This window comes from Pantoea sp. MT58 (assembly GCF_014495885.1).
GTDB lineage: Bacteria > Pseudomonadota > Gammaproteobacteria > Enterobacterales > Enterobacteriaceae > Pantoea > Pantoea eucalypti.
Map to the genome: position 1 here is coordinate 1,482,493 of NZ_CP061083.1, position 16,033 is coordinate 1,498,525.

Consider the following 16,033-nt stretch of genomic DNA (forward strand, 5'->3'; position numbering starts at 1 on the left):
TTATGTCGACCATCTCTTGGTTTATACCTAGCTTGATAAAAGGCTCGGGCGGGCATCGTACTATTCTGCAGCATGCACATTACCTTGAAAGTAAGGGTCATAAATGCACCATATATCTAGAAGATGAACATGGTATAGGAAACCCTGCAGATAAAATACTTTCTCTTTTTAATATGAAGTTTAGCCACGTTGTCTATGGATGGAAAAATGCTCTTGTATCCGATGTGGCGATAGCGACAGTCTGGTACTCGGCCGCTTTTGTGGCATCTCTTCCATTTGAATGCAAGAAAGCTTATTTGGTTCAAGATTATGAAGCCTGGTTTAATCCAATGGGTGATGCATATCTTATGGCTGAAAATTCTTATCAGTATGGTCTTACACCTATAACGATTGGCCGCTGGCTGAAACATACTCTTTGGGAGCGTTTCAATGTAGCAGGCTACCATTTTGAGTTTGGTGCAAATCATGACATCTATAAAAAAGATGCACTCATAGTGAAAGAAAAGGCTATATGTTTTATTTATCAGCCTGATAAGCCTCGCCGTTGTTCAAGAATAGGGCTTGAAGCACTTGGGATAGTTAAACATAGAATTCCAGATGTAAAAATATATCTTTATGGTTCCGAAGCTAAAGAGAATGTTTGGTTTGAACATGAGAATCTTGGATTAATCAATCTCAATGAATGTAATGAATTATATAATAAATGCACGGTAGGTCTGTGCCTTAGTTCCTCCAATCCTTCTCGAATACCGTTTGAAATGATGGCATCAGGCTTACCTGTGGTTGAATTATGGCGAGAAAATAATTTCTACGACTTGCCAGACTCAGCCACATTATTAGCTAAGCAGACGCCTGAGAGTCTTGCAGAAGCCCTTATTCAGTTATTGAATGACCCTGCTCGTTGTAATGACATGTCACAAGCCGGTATAGATTTCATGGAATCGCGAAACCTGTCTGTTGAGACAGAGCAATTTTCCTGTGCTCTTGAGAAATTTTTAAAAGGGGGAGTACCTGACTCCAGGCCCCCAGAGAAGATGTACCAAGGACAGTTGATTGAGGCTGCCATTACGAGGCAAGCTACGCTTGCAGCGTTGCATATAGTATCACCTTCCAGATTGCGAAAATTGGCAATGCTGCTGCCTTTAGGACTGCAAGGCCCATTAAAAAAAATATACCGAATTGTTAAAAGGTAATTTCATAATGAAATTTAAACTAAAAACAGTGGATGTCTGGGATACTCTTTTAAGAAGAAAATGCCATCCTGATACTATCAAATATGCTACTGCAAAATATTTTTATTTTAAGTTTTTCAAATTTCATGGTATTAAAAATATAAAAACTCTTTTTGATAAACGAGTTGAAATTGAAAGAGATATCGGGCGTGAAACCACTGCTAGTGGATATGATGATGAATATTTGTTTGAAAGTGTAATTTATACGTGGTGTGAGTTTTTCATAAAAGGATATACGGAAGAAGATTTAAAGGTTGCTGCCGATGAACTTTGCAAATATGAATTCGGTCTGGAAATGGCCCTCACATCTGCTGATGCGAAAATTGTTGAACTATTAAATAATAACCCATCACAACAGACTTTATTCCTTTCTGATTTTTATATGTCAAAAGACCGCTTAAGAAAGTTGATAGCTAAAAATGGTCTTGATGCTTATGTTCCAGATGGCATTTCTTCTGCTGATATCAAGCTTAATAAAAGGTCTGGCAGGCTCTTTGACTATGTTAAAGATAAACTAGACATAAAGCCATCCGAATGGTTACATATTGGCGATAATGAGTGGTCTGATGTAAGCCAGCCAGGTAAAAGAGGGATTAACTGCATTCATTATGTTCCAAAGGAAGCGCATAATGAGAGAATGGAACTTGAGTTACTTTTCCATGATAAAGGTAAGCTTTTTCAAAATGAAATTAATAGTGTTCTGAATTCGATTCCTGAAGAATATAAATCTCATGTAAAAGATAATGAAAACTTTCGACATGGGGTCAATGTATCTCCCTTTATAGTTGGCTATTCGTTATTTATACTTGAAAAAGCAATTGAGTTTGACTGTAAAAAAATTTACTTCTTTACTCGTGAAGGTGAGTTTTTCATTAAGGCTTTTAATTTACTTTTATCAAGTCTGAAAAGTAACCTTCCAGACATAAAATTTCCAGAATTCAATATTCTTGAAGTGAGTCGACTTGCTACTTTTGCTGCATCAATTAATGAAGTTTCTACCCTAGAAATGATGAGGATATGGAATCTTTATTCTTCGCAGTCAATGGATGCATTTTTCAAAACGCTGGACATTGACAAGGGAAAACTAAATTCATTACTTTATAAGTATCAAATCCCGGCTGAAGAAGTCATAAGGTATCCATGGCAAGACTCCAGAGTTCAGGCATTGTTTTCTGATGTGAATTTTATTAAAATTCTTACAGCCCATCGCGATGAAAAAAGAGAGTTGCTGACCTCTTATTTAAAAATAAAAGGGCTTGATAATGCCTCTGAAAATGTCTGCGTTGTCGATGTCGGCTGGCGAGGGACAATTCAGGATAATATAGCACTATGTCTGCCCGAAGTTAATTTTCATGGTATCTATTTAGGACTGGCAAAATTCCTGAATCCACAACCTGATAATAGCAGAAAATATGCCTATGGGCCTGATTTAAATATCTCTCAAGATCTGCCTCATTATTTAGATTCTGTTGCGCCTATTGAAATGATCACTAACTCTCCTTCAGGTAGCGTAGTAGGCTACGAGAGAATCGGGGAGAGCATCAAAGCTGTCAGGAAAATCGATGAAGGGGAAAATAAAGCCTGGATTTCTTTTACTCAAGATTTTCAGAATGGTATTCTGTTTGCACTTAAAAAGTGGGTCAGTGGTACTTCTCTCTATCTCATAACTAGTGATGATTTAAAGCCTGTCTCCTTAAAAATATGGGGCGATTTAATTACTGGGGTTAATGAATCCCTAAATAATGCATTTAGTAATCTCAACCATAATGAAACATTTGGTTTAGGAGGTTATGTATCAAAAAATCACACTCCTACCTTAAAGGATATTTTCAGATCCGTTTTCGACTGGAATAAGCGTCGAGAATTGATAGATTTTATTATAGCCAATCAATGGAGTGATGGAATTAGAAGGAGAAGAGATTTAACCTTTATTCATCGCCATGTGCTGGCATCCATAATCGATCTCGCGGTTTTTTATAAGAGAAAGGTTAAGCGGCGTTAGTTATTTTAGTTTAATTAAATATTTACAAGTTGCCCATTGAGATTTAATTGACTAAATGTTAAAGATATATGTATGATTCATTAGACAGGAGTAAATAATGTCCAAGCAACAGATCGGCGTTGTAGGTATGGCAGTGATGGGCCGCAACCTAGCTCTTAACATTGAGAGCCGCGGTTACACTGTTTCTATCTTCAACCGTTCACGCGAAAAGACTGATGAAGTCATCGCTGAGAACCAGGGCAAGAAGCTTGCTCCTTTTTACACCGTTGAAGAGTTTGTCGAATCGCTGGAAAAACCTCGTCGTATCCTGCTGATGGTTCAGGCAGGTGAAGCGACCGATAAGACTATCGCCTCACTGACTCCACACCTGGATAAAGGCGACATCCTGATCGATGGCGGTAACACCTTCTATAAAGACACCATTCGTCGTAACAAAGAGCTTTCTGATCAGGGCTTCAACTTCATCGGCACTGGCGTTTCCGGCGGTGAAGAGGGCGCACTGAAAGGCCCATCCATCATGCCTGGCGGTCAGAAAGAAGCATACGAGCTGGTTGCACCGATTCTGGATAAGATTGCGGCACGTGCTGAAGATGGCGAAGCCTGTGTGGCTTACATCGGTCCGGACGGCGCGGGTCACTATGTGAAGATGGTTCACAACGGCATAGAGTATGGCGACATGCAGCTGATCGCAGAAGCTTATGCTCTGCTGAAAGGCGCTCTGGGCCTGAACAACGAAGAGCTGGCTGAAACCTTCACCGAGTGGAACAACGGCGAGCTGAGCAGCTACCTGATCGACATCACCAAAGATATCTTCACTAAGAAAGACGAAGAAGGTAAATACCTGGTTGATGTGATTCTGGATGAAGCAGCGAACAAAGGCACCGGTAAATGGACCAGCCAGAGCTCACTGGATCTTGGCGAACCTCTGTCACTGATCACCGAGTCTGTCTTTGCCCGTTACCTTTCGTCACTGAAAACGCAGCGTGTTGCGGCCTCTAAAGTACTGAGCGGTCCACAAGCTAAAGCTTTCACGGGTGACAAAGCAGAGTTCATCAAGAAAGTTCGTCGTGCATTGTACCTGGGTAAAATTGTCTCTTATGCGCAGGGCTTCTCACAGCTGCGTGCTGCGTCAGAAGAGAACAACTGGGACCTGCACTACGGTGAAATCGCTAAGATCTTCCGCGCGGGTTGCATCATCCGTGCTCAGTTCCTGCAGAAAATCACTGATGCTTATGAAGCAGATGCAGGCATCGCTAACCTGTTGCTGGCGCCATACTTCAAAGATATCGCGGATCAGTATCAGCAGGCGCTGCGTGATGTAGTTTCTTACGCGATTCAGAACGGCATCCCGACGCCAACCTTCTCTGCGGCGATTGCTTACTACGATAGCTACCGTTCAGAAGTGCTGCCTGCCAACCTGATTCAGGCGCAGCGTGACTACTTTGGTGCGCATACCTATAAGCGCATTGATAAAGATGGCGTGTTCCACACCGAGTGGTTAGATTAACCTAATAATTAGTCTTTGGTTCTAGCAAACCCGTGTACTCTTACGCGGGTTTTTTATTCCATTAGTTGCTTTACATAACTATTAATATAATTTATATTTTTAAAACGTATCCTATTTCTGTATCACTTATGAAAAATACTAAGCATAGAATAGAGGCTTTAGATGGTTTAAGATTTATAGCTTTCCTTATGGTAATGTTTTATCACTATTTATTCATTGCTCCATTGCAGGGATACATACCCAGAATTTATATGGTAGAGGCTTTTTCTTTTGGAGAATATGGAGTTGACCTCTTTTTCTTGATTAGTGGTTTTGTAATAACACTTTCTTCAGAAAATCGGACTGCCAAGGATTTTCTGATAGCGCGATTTAACAGAATTGTCCCGCTATTTATTGCTTGTGCATTTATTTTATTTTTCTTTAGTATAAGTCTGCCGATGATTGATGCTAAAGAGAGACTCGTTTCACTATTATATAGTTTGTCTTTTTTTCCGAGACTATTTGGAAAAGAGTATTTTAGTGCGGTTTACTGGACCATAGCCATCGAAGTAACATTTTATATTTTAGTGGCAATATTAATGAGCTTGAAATTATGGGATGAGAAAAGAATATCGATTTGTTTTTTTTGGCTTTTTATTTCCTTTCTAAATTGCTTTATTTTAAAAAACACAATAATTTCAAATATTTTAATTACTCAATATGCCGGTCATTTTATTTTAGGGGTTATGCTTTTTGAAGTTAGAACATCAAACATTAATCCTGTTCATATGTTAATTATGTTGCTTTCAAGTGTTCTTATTTATAATAACATGCTTAAGAATCAACTATGGATTGACAGTTTTGGCGTGCATTTTGATCATGCCTCAATTCTTTTTACATGTTTCTTCTTGATCGTTATGGTATGGATAGGCTCAAACATTAGTTCTTTAGGTACATATTATCCTGCTGTAAAGTTTTTGGGTGCAATGACTTATCCTTTATATTTGCTCCACGCAGATTTAGGTTTTTGGTCACACGCTATCTTTGAACGAAGGTGGTGGGGTAAATATCCTTTATCTAAAGAATATATTGGTTATTATTCCATGGCTTTAATTTCTGTTGTTCTGGTTTTTTTAATTGCATATGTTTTTGTTAAGTATCTTGATCCACTTGTACAAAAACAGTTGAAAAGGTTTTGGATTACAATTGGCGCTTATAAAACCGTAAACGTCAAAACTTAGCAACTGATCTGTTCTTCTAGGATAAAAAGGGCTATGGCCCTTTTTTATATTTGCTAATTTTAATTTTATTTGGATGCTTAATTATTACCCCACCAGTAAATCCCCGCTACGAATCTCCTTCTCACCCGCCAGCCGCACCACCAGCATGCCTGCCGTCGCAAACCTTACCCAGTGCCTCGCATAGAGGATACCGCCATGCTCTGCCACCAGTGGCGTGATATGGTCAGTAATCGGATCGACAATCTCCGCGACCACTTCTCCTGGCCGAATCTGTGCGCCCAGCGGTTTACGATGCAGAATCAGACCTGACACAGGCGAATGAATATATTCGCAACCTGCTAACGGCGTAGGAAGATTTTTCAGGGCAGGGGAGGCCGCCGCCGATCCTTCGCTGTGACGTTCTTTGATCACGCCAGTCTCTCTCGGCGCTTCAGCAACGTCAGGCACGTTTAAACCAATCGGTCCGTCATTGATTGCCACGATATCGTCACCGCCCGCGCTTGCCGGAACCAGTTCATCGCCACCGATTACAGGTGCAGCCACTTCCACGGAAATTGATGGCTCGCTGTAGCCGATATAACCGCCTTCCTGCAGTGCCGAAATAATCGCATCTGCATCTTTCTCCGCCTGTTCAGGCGACACATCACGCACGCCACGCAACTCCAGCGTCACCGGCAGTAATCCACGCGGCATCGGGTAATCTTTGCCAAAGCGTTCTGCCAGCGTCAGCCAGGGTTCGCAGCAGGCTTCATCAAACGGTTCACCGCCAGAGATCTGCGCCAGCAGCTGCACTTCACTGCCTAACCAGCGCGCCAGCGGCTCAATGTCCGGCCAGGCATGCGGCGTGGTGTAGAGATGCGGCACGGCTTCCCAGTCACAGTGCAGGTCAATCATCAGGTCTGTCTGGCTGGCCATTCGCATCAGCGTATAACGCTGCGCATCCAGCTCCGTTTTTGGCACGGTATCGCGATAGTGACGATCGATCGCGTCGCGAATCAGGCTTCGGTTCTGCGATTCACTCTGCGTCAGACTATCCGCCAGTCCGGCCGCCAGCGTGGTACCCAGTGACGGGAAACGGCGATTAAAGTCCTGACCAGAGAGCGTATGGAAACGACCCAGATGGGTGCCGTGCCAGTGCTGTCCCAGCGCCAGGGGATTAGCAACCGGCACCAGGGTAAACGCGGCTTTGAGCTGTCCGGCGGACTCCAGCGACTGCAGTCTTTGTTTCAGAAACCATGCCACCGCCATACCGGGCAGTTCGTCACCATGCAGTGCAGCCTGGATATAGACCTGACGCTCGTGGTCCGGAGCAAAATGAAAACTGATGATTTCACGCTGGGTGCCTAAAGAGGCGCTTAACAGTGGATGATGTTGTTGATGCATACCGTGTTAATGTCCTTTAATCGGCAAAGGACGACAGCGCGCCGTCCTGAAAAAGTTAAAGTATAGTGCCGGATCGCGGTGAGGACGAAAAAGGGCGACCGCGAGGTTACTGCTGGATAGAGATATCCGTAGCGAAATAGCGCTTCTGAATCTGGTCAAACGTGCCGTTCTTTTTGATTTCTGCAAAGGCATTATCCAGTGCCGTTTTCAGCTCCTCATCGCCTTTGCGCAGGCCGATTGCTGTGCCAGGGCCGATAATGGGATCCTGAATAATCGGGCCAGCCAGCTCAAAGTCTTTACCCTGCGGATGCTTCAGGAAGCCAATTGCCGCCTGTGCCGCATCAGTGAATACCGCATCCAGCCGTCCTGAAACCAGATCGCTTTCAACCTGTGCCTGATCGCCATAAGGCACCACGGTCACACCATGGGGCTGCCATTTCGCCAGCGCATAGCGCTCCTGTACCGTTCCCTGTTCCACGCCGACTGTTTTGCCTTTCAGGGATTCAACCGTTGGCAGTATGCCAGAACCCTTACGGGCGATTAGCTGGGTGTGGGTGTCATAGAGCGGCACGGTGAAATTGATCTGTTTAAGGCGCTCTTCGGTAATGCCCATGTCAGAGAGAATGGCATCGAATTTACGCGCTTTCAGCGCCGGGATCATGCCGTCAAACTGGCTCTCAACCCAGACGCATTTCGCCTGCATCTGGGTACAGAGCGCATTGCCCAGATCGATATCAAAGCCGACCAGCTTGCCCTGTGGTGTTTTCGATTCAAACGGTGGATAGGTCGGGTCGACTGCGAAACGCACCTGTTCGATTTTCGCCTGCGCGCCAAACGCGCAGCCAGCCATAACCGCCACTGCCAGCGTCTGGCGCAGGCGTTGAGTGAAAATGTTCATGATTTTGCTCTTATTCTGTCGTGATGAATGTTTATGCAGAGTATCGCCGGGCTGACGGGATGGCAATTACTGCGTTATCTTCACGACGTCAGCCGCGCACAGCGACCGGTAATCTTCGGTGTTCAGGATCACTGAGCGCTCCAGCAGACCGGCGTTAAACGCGATCTCCGGAAAACGTTCAAACAGCGTGGGGTCAACGACCAGTCTGAGGTCAGGATGAAAGCTGAACGGCGGAATAGCTCCGAATACGCAACCGGTCAGCAGTTCGGTCTCTGCCGGGCTGGCGAGTGAGGCGCGCCGTCCACCGACCGCCGCTGCGACTTTACTCAGGTCGGCCTGCTGATCGGCCGGTAACACCGCCAGCACATGCTGTTTCACGCCATTGCCTTTTACATGACAGACCAGCGCTTTCGCGCCCTGGCCGATTTCGGTGCCGCGTATCGCCGCAACGGCTTCACATTTGCCTGTTGCCTCATGCTCCATCAGACGATAGCGAGCCTGGTGCTGGTCGAGCAGGGCGATTAATTTTTCATGGGTCGTCACGGTTCTCTCCCCGAGGTTTGAGTCGCCATTATTGTGTGGGATGGGGGTGAGGATTGAGAAGGATTCTGCTCAGAATCCGCATAAAAACGAAATTCTGAGCAGTATATTGCACAATTACTTATGGCGGGCGCGCAGGTTGTTAATCACGGCACTGAAGTCCAGATCCTGATCCTGTAACAACACCATCAGGTGATAGACCAGGTCAGACGCTTCATTGGTCAGCTCATCCCGATCGTTGACGGTCGCCGCCAGCGCGGTCTCAACCCCTTCTTCGCCCACTTTCTGCGCAATGCGCTTGGTGCCGCTGGCGTAAAGTCGGGCAGTGTAGGAGCTTTCAGGATCGGCCGTTTTGCGTGATGCCAGCAGTTCTTCCAGCTGATAGAGGAAAGTCCACTCAGGCACAGCCGGCGAGAAGCAGCTGGTGGTGCCCAGATGGCAGGTCGGGCCAATCGGGTTTGCCAGCACCAGCAGCGTGTCATTGTCGCAGTCAGGCGTAATGCTTACGACCTGCAGAAAATGGCCGGAGGTCTCGCCTTTGGTCCACAACCGGTTTTTGGTGCGGGAGAAAAAGGTGACATTACCTTCTGCCAGCGTTTTTTCCAGCGCCTCTGGGTTCATGTAGCCGTGCATCAGCACTTCGCCTGAGACGTTATGCTGAACGATGACCGGCATCATGCCCTGAGTTTTGTCCCAGTCGAGCTGGGACAGTTGTTGTTCGGTTAGCACGCGCGAATCTCCACTCCGTTGTCGATCAGGAAGCTTTTCAGCTCACCAATATTAATAATCTGCTTATGGAATACTGAGGCCGCTAAAGCACCATCCACATTCGCCTCAGTAAACGCGTCGAGGAAGTGCTGCATCGTGCCTGCACCGCCAGAGGCAATCAGGGGCACGTTGCAGACTTCACGCATTTTCTTCAGCTGCACCAGGTCATAGCCGTTACGCACGCCATCCTGGTTCATCATGTTCAGCACGATTTCGCCTGCGCCCAGTTTCTGGACTTCCTGCACCCACTCCAGTGTTTCCCACTGTGTCACGCGGGTACGCGCCTCGTCACCGGTGTACTGATTCACCTGATACTTACCGCTGGCTTCATCAAACCAGGTATCAATGCCGACCACAATACACTGAACACCGAAACGGTCAGCGAGGCGGGTGATCAGCGAGGGATCGGCCAGCGCTGGTGAGTTAATCGAAATCTTATCCGCACCAAACTCCAGAATGCGCGCCGCGTCTTCCGGGGTTTTAATCCCGCCTGCTACGCAGAACGGAATATCAATCACCTCAGCCACGCGCGACACCCAGCTTTTGTCGACGACGCGGCCATCAGATGAGGCGGTGATGTCATAGAACACCAGTTCATCGGCACCTTCAGCGGCGTAGCGCTGCGCCAGCGGCACGATGTCGCCGATGATCTCGTGATTGCGAAACTGTACGCCTTTGACCACCTGGCCGTCACGTACGTCCAGGCAGGGAATTATCCGTTTTGCCAGCATGCAATCGCCTCCGAAACAGTGAATTTATCTTCCAGCAGCGCACGTCCGACAATTACGCCCTGAACACCGCTACCGCGCAGGGCGGCGATATCATTGAGGTCGCCAATGCCACCCGAGGACTGGAAAGCAATCGTCGGGAAGCGCGCTGTGATTTCCTGATAGAGCGCAACGTTGGAGCCGCTCAGGGTGCCATCGCGAGAGATATCGGTGCACAGCACGTGCTTCAGACCCACCTGCTGAAAATCGGTAATCACCTCTTCCAGCGTCACGCCCGCCGCTTCCTGCCAGCCACTGATCGCCACTTCTTTGCGGTTACTGGCATCAATGCGGACATCTAACGCGAGCACAATCGCCTCGGCGCCAAACTCCGCAAACCAGCGCTTTACCTCTTCAGGCTGCTTCACGGCGGTGGAACCGACCACCACACGACTGGCTCCGGCTTCCAGCAGCGCGTGCACATCGTCACGACTGCGAATGCCGCCACCGACCTGCACCGTCACATCAACGCCGTCCAGCAGGGTTTTCAGCAGCGCAATCTGGCGTTTCGCCGGATCTTTCGCGCCGGTTAAATCCACCAGATGCAGTATGGTCGCGCCCTGGCTTACGTAATCCTGCAGACGTGGCAGCGGATCGCTGCCGTAATCGCGCTGCTGACCATAATCGCCCTGATGCAGACGAACCACTTTGCCGTCAATTAAATCTAACGCGGGGATAATCATTACATCTCCAGGAAGTTTTTCAGCAGCTGCGCGCCGGCTTTGCCCGAGCGTTCCGGGTGGAACTGGACGCCGAAGAAGTTATCTTTCTGTACCGCTGCGGTGAAAGCTTCACCGTAGTGACACTGGGCGATGGTGCTGGCATTGACCGGCATGGCATAGCTGTGGACGAAGTAGAAGTAGCAGCCTTCGTCGATGCCGCGGAACAGATGATTGCCCGCCTGCGCGGTAATCTGGTTCCAGCCCATGTGCGGCAGCGGCAGGCCGTGCGTGTCCATTAACGACACCGGCTCATCGATAATGCCCAGCGTCGGCACGCCACCGTTTTCATCGCTGCCGCGTCCCAGTAGCTGCATACCCAGACAGATCCCCAGCACCGGCTGGGTACAGGCTTTCACCAGATCGATCAGATCACGCTCTTCCAGCTGATTCATTGCCGCCTGTGCGGTGCCTACGCCCGGCAGAAACAGTTTGTCGGCGCGCAGCACCACATCGGGATCGCGGCTCACTTCCGGGGTATAGCCCAGACGTTCAATTGCCCACTTCACCGATGAAAGGTTGGCGCAACCGGTATCCATGATCACCACGTTCATCACAGCACTCCCTTCGAGCTCGGCAGGGTATTACCCTCAACGCGGATCGCCTGGCGCAGCGTACGACCAAAGGCTTTAAACAGGCTTTCGACGCGGTGATGGTCGTTCTTGCCTTTGGTTTTCAGATGAAGAGTGCTCATCATGGCGTAGGAGAGCGAGCTGAAGAAGTGCTCGACCATCTCGGTGCTGAGGTCGCCCACGCGCTGATAGTTGAACTCCGCTTTAAACTCGATGTGCGGACGGCCGGAGATATCCAGCGCGCAGCGCGCCAGGCATTCGTCCATTGGCAGCACAAAGCCAAAACGGCCAATGCCGCGTTTGTCGCCCAGCGCTTTCAGCAGTGCTTCGCCCAGCGCCAGACCGGTATCTTCCACCGTGTGGTGATCGTCAATATAGAGATCGCCTTTCACTTCGATGTTCATGCGGAAGCCGCCGTGCACCGCAATCTGGTCCAGCATGTGGTCGAAGAAACCCACGCCGGTGTTAATCTTGCTGCCGCCTTCGCGGTCCAGCCACAGTTCAACCCGCACCTGGGTTTCTTTGGTGTTACGTTGCACCAGCGCATGGCGATCGCGCTGGGTCAGACGCTGCTGGATGGTCTGCCAGCTCTGGCCATCAGCGCCGTAGCGGATAGCCTGAATGCCCATGTTCTCTGCCAGCTGCACATCGGTCAGACGATCGCCAATCACATAGCTGCTGGCAGTATCCAGCGCACCTTCAGCCAGCCAGGCTTCAACCATTTTGGTTTTTGGCTTGCGGCAGTCGCAGTGATCATCCGGCATGTGCGGGCAGATCAGCACATCATCAAACGCGATGCCCTGCGAGGTCAGAACCTGCATCATCAGATTGTGCGGACCGTCGAAATCGGCCTGCGGAAAACGGGCGGTGCCAAGACCATCCTGGTTGGTAATCATCACCAGGCGATAACCGGCGGCCTGCAGCGCCAGCAGCGCCGGGATAACGTCTGGCTCAAATGCCAGCTTATCCAGACGATCCACCTGAAAATCTTCAGGCGGCTCAGAGATCAATGTACCGTCGCGGTCAATAAAAAGGGTCTTCTGGCTCATGCTTGCTCCACAGAAAAGGCTTGCAGCGCGGCGATCACTCGTGCGCACTCTTCACGCGTGCCGATGGAGATGCGCAGACATCCCGACAGGCCCGGATTTTTGTTCTGATCACGCAGGATAATGCCCTGATCCCATAAGGTTTTGAAGACTTTTGGTGAATCGGTAAAGCGCGCCAGAACATAGTTAGTCTCGCTGGGGAAAACCTGCTCAACGCAGGCCAGCTGAGGCAGTTCGGCCAGAAGCCAGCTGCGGTTTGCATTCAGCTCCGCAACATGTTCACGCATCAGCGCAATACCCTGTTCACTCAATGCCTGACCGGCCACATCGGCCACCGGTGTGGCCAGCGGGTAGGGCGCAATCACTTTCATCAGCAGGTCGATAACGGGCTTATTGGCCAGCGCAAAGCCGCAACGCAGGCCAGCCAGCGCAAAGGCTTTCGAGAGTGTACGCAGGATCACCAGATGCGGATAATCTTTCAGCCAGCCAGTCAGCGTCGCCTGAGGACAAAATTCAATATAGGCCTCATCGGCCACTACCAGCGCTTTACCGGCAGTCATCGTGAGCAATTGACGGATATCATCCTGATTAATCAGGTTGCCGGTCGGGTTGTTCGGGCTGCAAAGATAAACGACTTTCACGCCGTCCAGCTGTTCCGCGATAGCAGGAAGATTCAGCTGCCAGTCGCTGAGCGCCGGGACGGTACGGTATTCAATGCCGATGGTTTCGGCGCTGACGCTGTACATGCCATAAGTCGGTGGACAGAACAGAATCGCATCCTGCCCCGGCTCACAAAAAGCGCGCATGATCAGTTCAATCGCTTCATCCGCCCCACGGCTCACCAGCACCTGCTCTGGCGTTAAACCTGCGTAGGCTGCATAGCGCTCAATCACGATTTTCGGCTGACACTCGGGATAGCGGTTCAGCGTCTGCTGTGACAGTTCAAACGGCACCGGCAACGGAAACTCGTTGGCGTTAAGCCAGACATCGCCATTGCCACCCAGACGACGCGCCGACATATAAGGCGTCAGAGCGCGTACATTGGCGCGCGCCAGCTGCTCAATATCCTGACTCATGCTTGCTCCTTTAGTGCGGCAACGCGCAGGGTGACGGCATTTTTGTGGGCATCCAGCTGCTCGGCGGCGGCCAGGGTTTCAATGGTCGCGGCCAGATTCAGGAAGCCCTGAGGCGTCAGCTCCTGCACCGTCATGCGTTTCTGAAAATCAGCCAGGCCCAGGCTGGAACAGGTCGAAGTATAACCGTAGGTCGGTAACACGTGATTGGTGCCTGAGGCGTAATCGCCTGCGGACTCCGGTGACCAGTCGCCTAAAAATACCGAACCGGCGCTGGTGATGGACTCCACCAGATCGCGCGGCTGGCGGGTCTGCAGAATCAGGTGCTCCGGGCCGTAAACATTGGAAATCTCAACGCATTGCTCAAGGTCGCGCGCCACGATCAGGCGGCTGCTCTCCAGCGCCTGACGCGCCGTGGCCGCACGCGGCAACTGCGCCAGCTGCTGCTCAACCGCTTCCGCGACCGCTTCGGCCAGATTACGTGACGGCGTCAGCAGAATCACCTGCGAGTCAGGGCCATGTTCGGCCTGTGAGAGCAGATCAGACGCAACAAACGCGGGGGTGGCACCTTCATCAGCAATCACCAGCACTTCTGAAGGCCCGGCTGGCATATCAATCGCTGCGCCATCAAGACGCTGACTCACCTGACGTTTCGCTTCTGTGACCCAGGCATTGCCAGGACCAAAAATCTTGTCGACGCGCGGCACGGTTTCCGTACCGAAGGCCAGCGCGGCGATAGCCTGCGCGCCACCCACCTGGAACACCTCTTCTACGCCACACAGTTGCGCGGCATAAAGAATCTCATCGGCAATCGGCGGCGGCGAACAGAGCACTACTCGGCCACAACCGGCGATACGGGCAGGTGTCGCCAGCATCAGCACGGTAGAGAAGAGCGGGGCGGAACCACCAGGAATATAGAGTCCGACCGATTTCACCGGGCGAGTGATCTGCTGGCAGCGCACGCCAGGCTGTGTTTCAACATCCACCGGCGGCAGAATCTGCGCGTTGTGGAAGGTTTCGATATTCCCCACCGCGACGGCCATCGCCTGCTTCAGTTTGTCACTTAAACGGGCGCTGGCTTCTGCTATCTGCTGCGGCGTCACGCGCAGGTTTTCCACCTGCGCTTTATCAAAGCGGGTGCTGAACTCACGCAGAGCGTCATCGCCGTTCAGCTTTACCTGCTCCAGCACGTTGCGCACCGTCAGCGTGACGTTTTCAGAGGCGGCGATGGCGGGACGTAACAGCAGCGCCTGCTGCTGTTCGGGGGTGCACTGCTGCCACTCAATCGGGGTAGAAAAGGCCATGGCTTACTCCATCATCTTCTCAATAGGCAGCACCAGAATGGAACTGGCACCCAGTGCTTTCAGTTTTTCCATCGTTTCCCAGAACAGGGTTTCGCTGCTGACCATGTGCATCGCTACGCGGCTGACATCACCTGCCAGTGGCAGAACGGTCGGACGCTCTGCGCCAGGCAGCAGGCTAATCACTTCTTCCAGACGCTCACTCGGCGCGTGCAGCATGATGTACTTCGATTCACGCGCTTTAATCACGCCCTGAATACGGGTCATCATCTTATCGATCAGCTCCTGCTTGGCGGCAGGCATCTCGCCGTCACGCTGAATCAATACGGCTTTGGAACGATAGATGACTTCAACTTCGCGCAGGCCGTTGGCTTCCAGGGTTGCACCAGTGGAGACCAGATCGCAGATGGCATCCGCCAGACCCGCACGGGTCGCCACTTCCACGGAACCGTTCAGTAAACAGGTTTTGAAGCTGACACCTTTTTTGTCGAGGTATTGTTTGAGCAGGTGAGGATAAGAGGTGGCGATGCGGGACTTATCGAGGCATTCCGGGCCGGTGTACTCGGCGTCAGTCGCCATCGCCAGTGACAAGCGGCAGCCGCCGAAATCCAGGCGGCGCAGCGTGAAATAGCGCGGATCTTCACCCTGAGCACGACGTGAGAGCAGTTCTTCTTCCAGCACGTTCTCACCGATGATGCCTAAATCGACCACGCCATCCATCACCAGGCCAGGGATATCGTCATCGCGCACACGCAGGATGTCGATCGGCATGTTCTCCGCAAACGCAATCAGGCGCTGTTGCTGAAGGTTGATTTTAACGCCGCAGCGCGCCAGCAGTTCGCGTGAATCATCACTTAAACGGCCAGATTTCTGCATAGCTATGCGTAAACGGGTGTTATCTAACATGGTTCCTGTCCTTTTCCTGTCCTGAATGTGTGGTTACGTCAGCCCATAAAAAAACCCCCGGAAGACGATCTTCCGGGGGTTCTCTTGCGTTCACACCAC

15 protein-coding genes and 1 other annotated feature (1 of these 16 cut by a window edge) are annotated in these 16,033 nt (G+C 50.2%); of the genes, 4 read left to right on the forward strand and 11 right to left on the reverse strand.

Going from position 1 to position 16,033, the window contains the following annotated elements:
• Positions 1-2: 2 nt before the first annotated feature.
• From IAI47_RS07025 to IAI47_RS07040, 4 genes are all read left to right on the forward strand, one after another.
• Positions 3-1,193 carry a glycosyltransferase gene (locus IAI47_RS07025; protein WP_008926069.1) on the forward strand — a complete coding sequence of 397 codons (1,191 nt, stop codon included), beginning with the start codon at positions 3-5 and terminating at the stop codon, positions 1,191-1,193.
• Between the two features lie 7 nt (positions 1,194-1,200).
• Positions 1,201-3,234 carry an HAD family hydrolase gene (locus IAI47_RS07030; RefSeq protein ID WP_008926068.1) on the forward strand — a complete coding sequence of 678 codons (2,034 nt, stop codon included), beginning with the start codon at positions 1,201-1,203 and terminating at the stop codon, positions 3,232-3,234.
• A 97-nt stretch (positions 3,235-3,331) separates the two neighbouring features.
• Entirely contained in the window at positions 3,332-4,741 is a 1,410-nt protein-coding gene (gndA, locus tag IAI47_RS07035; protein ID WP_008926067.1) for an NADP-dependent phosphogluconate dehydrogenase, read from the forward strand.
• Between the two features lie 128 nt (positions 4,742-4,869).
• Positions 4,870-5,961: an acyltransferase gene (locus IAI47_RS07040; protein ID WP_008926066.1), complete on the forward strand. Its 1,092-nt coding sequence runs from the start codon at positions 4,870-4,872 to the stop codon at positions 5,959-5,961.
• 84 nt (positions 5,962-6,045) lie between these two features.
• Here IAI47_RS07040 and IAI47_RS07045 read toward each other — a convergent pair whose 3' ends face one another.
• From IAI47_RS07045 to hisG, 11 genes are all read right to left on the reverse strand, one after another.
• The gene (locus tag IAI47_RS07045) at positions 6,046-7,344 is read right to left on the reverse strand and encodes a succinylglutamate desuccinylase/aspartoacylase family protein (protein WP_008926065.1); all 1,299 of its coding nucleotides are present in this window, start codon (positions 7,342-7,344) and stop codon (positions 6,046-6,048) included.
• Positions 7,345-7,450: 106 nt separating this feature from the next.
• A complete protein-coding gene (locus tag IAI47_RS07050) occupies positions 7,451-8,242 on the reverse strand; it encodes an ABC transporter substrate-binding protein (RefSeq protein ID WP_008926064.1) in 792 nt (263 codons plus the stop codon).
• 66 nt (positions 8,243-8,308) lie between these two features.
• On the reverse strand, positions 8,309-8,785 hold the full coding sequence (locus tag IAI47_RS07055; RefSeq protein ID WP_008926063.1) for a YbaK/prolyl-tRNA synthetase associated domain-containing protein: 477 nt from the start codon (positions 8,783-8,785) through the stop codon (positions 8,309-8,311).
• Between the two features lie 114 nt (positions 8,786-8,899).
• Positions 8,900-9,511 (reverse strand): bifunctional phosphoribosyl-AMP cyclohydrolase/phosphoribosyl-ATP diphosphatase HisIE, encoded by a 612-nt coding sequence (gene hisIE / locus IAI47_RS07060; RefSeq protein ID WP_004571309.1) that lies wholly within the window; start codon positions 9,509-9,511, stop codon positions 8,900-8,902.
• Complete coding sequence (gene hisF / locus IAI47_RS07065; RefSeq protein WP_004571310.1) at positions 9,505-10,281, reverse strand: imidazole glycerol phosphate synthase subunit HisF; 777 nt, start codon at positions 10,279-10,281, stop codon at positions 9,505-9,507. The genes hisIE and hisF overlap by 7 nt, the downstream gene beginning before the upstream one ends.
• A complete protein-coding gene (hisA, locus tag IAI47_RS07070) occupies positions 10,263-11,000 on the reverse strand; it encodes a 1-(5-phosphoribosyl)-5-[(5-phosphoribosylamino)methylideneamino]imidazole-4-carboxamide isomerase (protein ID WP_008926062.1) in 738 nt (245 codons plus the stop codon). Before hisA ends, hisF begins: the two co-directional genes overlap by 19 nt.
• Entirely contained in the window at positions 11,000-11,590 is a 591-nt protein-coding gene (hisH, locus tag IAI47_RS07075) for an imidazole glycerol phosphate synthase subunit HisH (RefSeq protein ID WP_008926061.1), read from the reverse strand. The genes hisA and hisH overlap by 1 nt, the downstream gene beginning before the upstream one ends.
• Entirely contained in the window at positions 11,590-12,657 is a 1,068-nt protein-coding gene (gene hisB / locus IAI47_RS07080; protein WP_008926060.1) for a bifunctional histidinol-phosphatase/imidazoleglycerol-phosphate dehydratase HisB, read from the reverse strand. Before hisB ends, hisH begins: the two co-directional genes overlap by 1 nt.
• Positions 12,654-13,730 (reverse strand): histidinol-phosphate transaminase, encoded by a 1,077-nt coding sequence (gene hisC / locus IAI47_RS07085; protein ID WP_008926059.1) that lies wholly within the window; start codon positions 13,728-13,730, stop codon positions 12,654-12,656. The genes hisB and hisC overlap by 4 nt, the downstream gene beginning before the upstream one ends.
• Positions 13,727-15,031: a histidinol dehydrogenase gene (gene hisD / locus IAI47_RS07090; RefSeq protein WP_008926058.1), complete on the reverse strand. Its 1,305-nt coding sequence runs from the start codon at positions 15,029-15,031 to the stop codon at positions 13,727-13,729. The genes hisC and hisD overlap by 4 nt, the downstream gene beginning before the upstream one ends.
• Before the next feature lie 3 nt (positions 15,032-15,034).
• On the reverse strand, positions 15,035-15,934 hold the full coding sequence (hisG, locus tag IAI47_RS07095) for an ATP phosphoribosyltransferase (RefSeq protein ID WP_004571317.1): 900 nt from the start codon (positions 15,932-15,934) through the stop codon (positions 15,035-15,037).
• Between the two features lie 45 nt (positions 15,935-15,979).
• Positions 15,980-16,033: a sequence feature (His leader region), on the reverse strand (it continues 67 nt past the right edge of the window).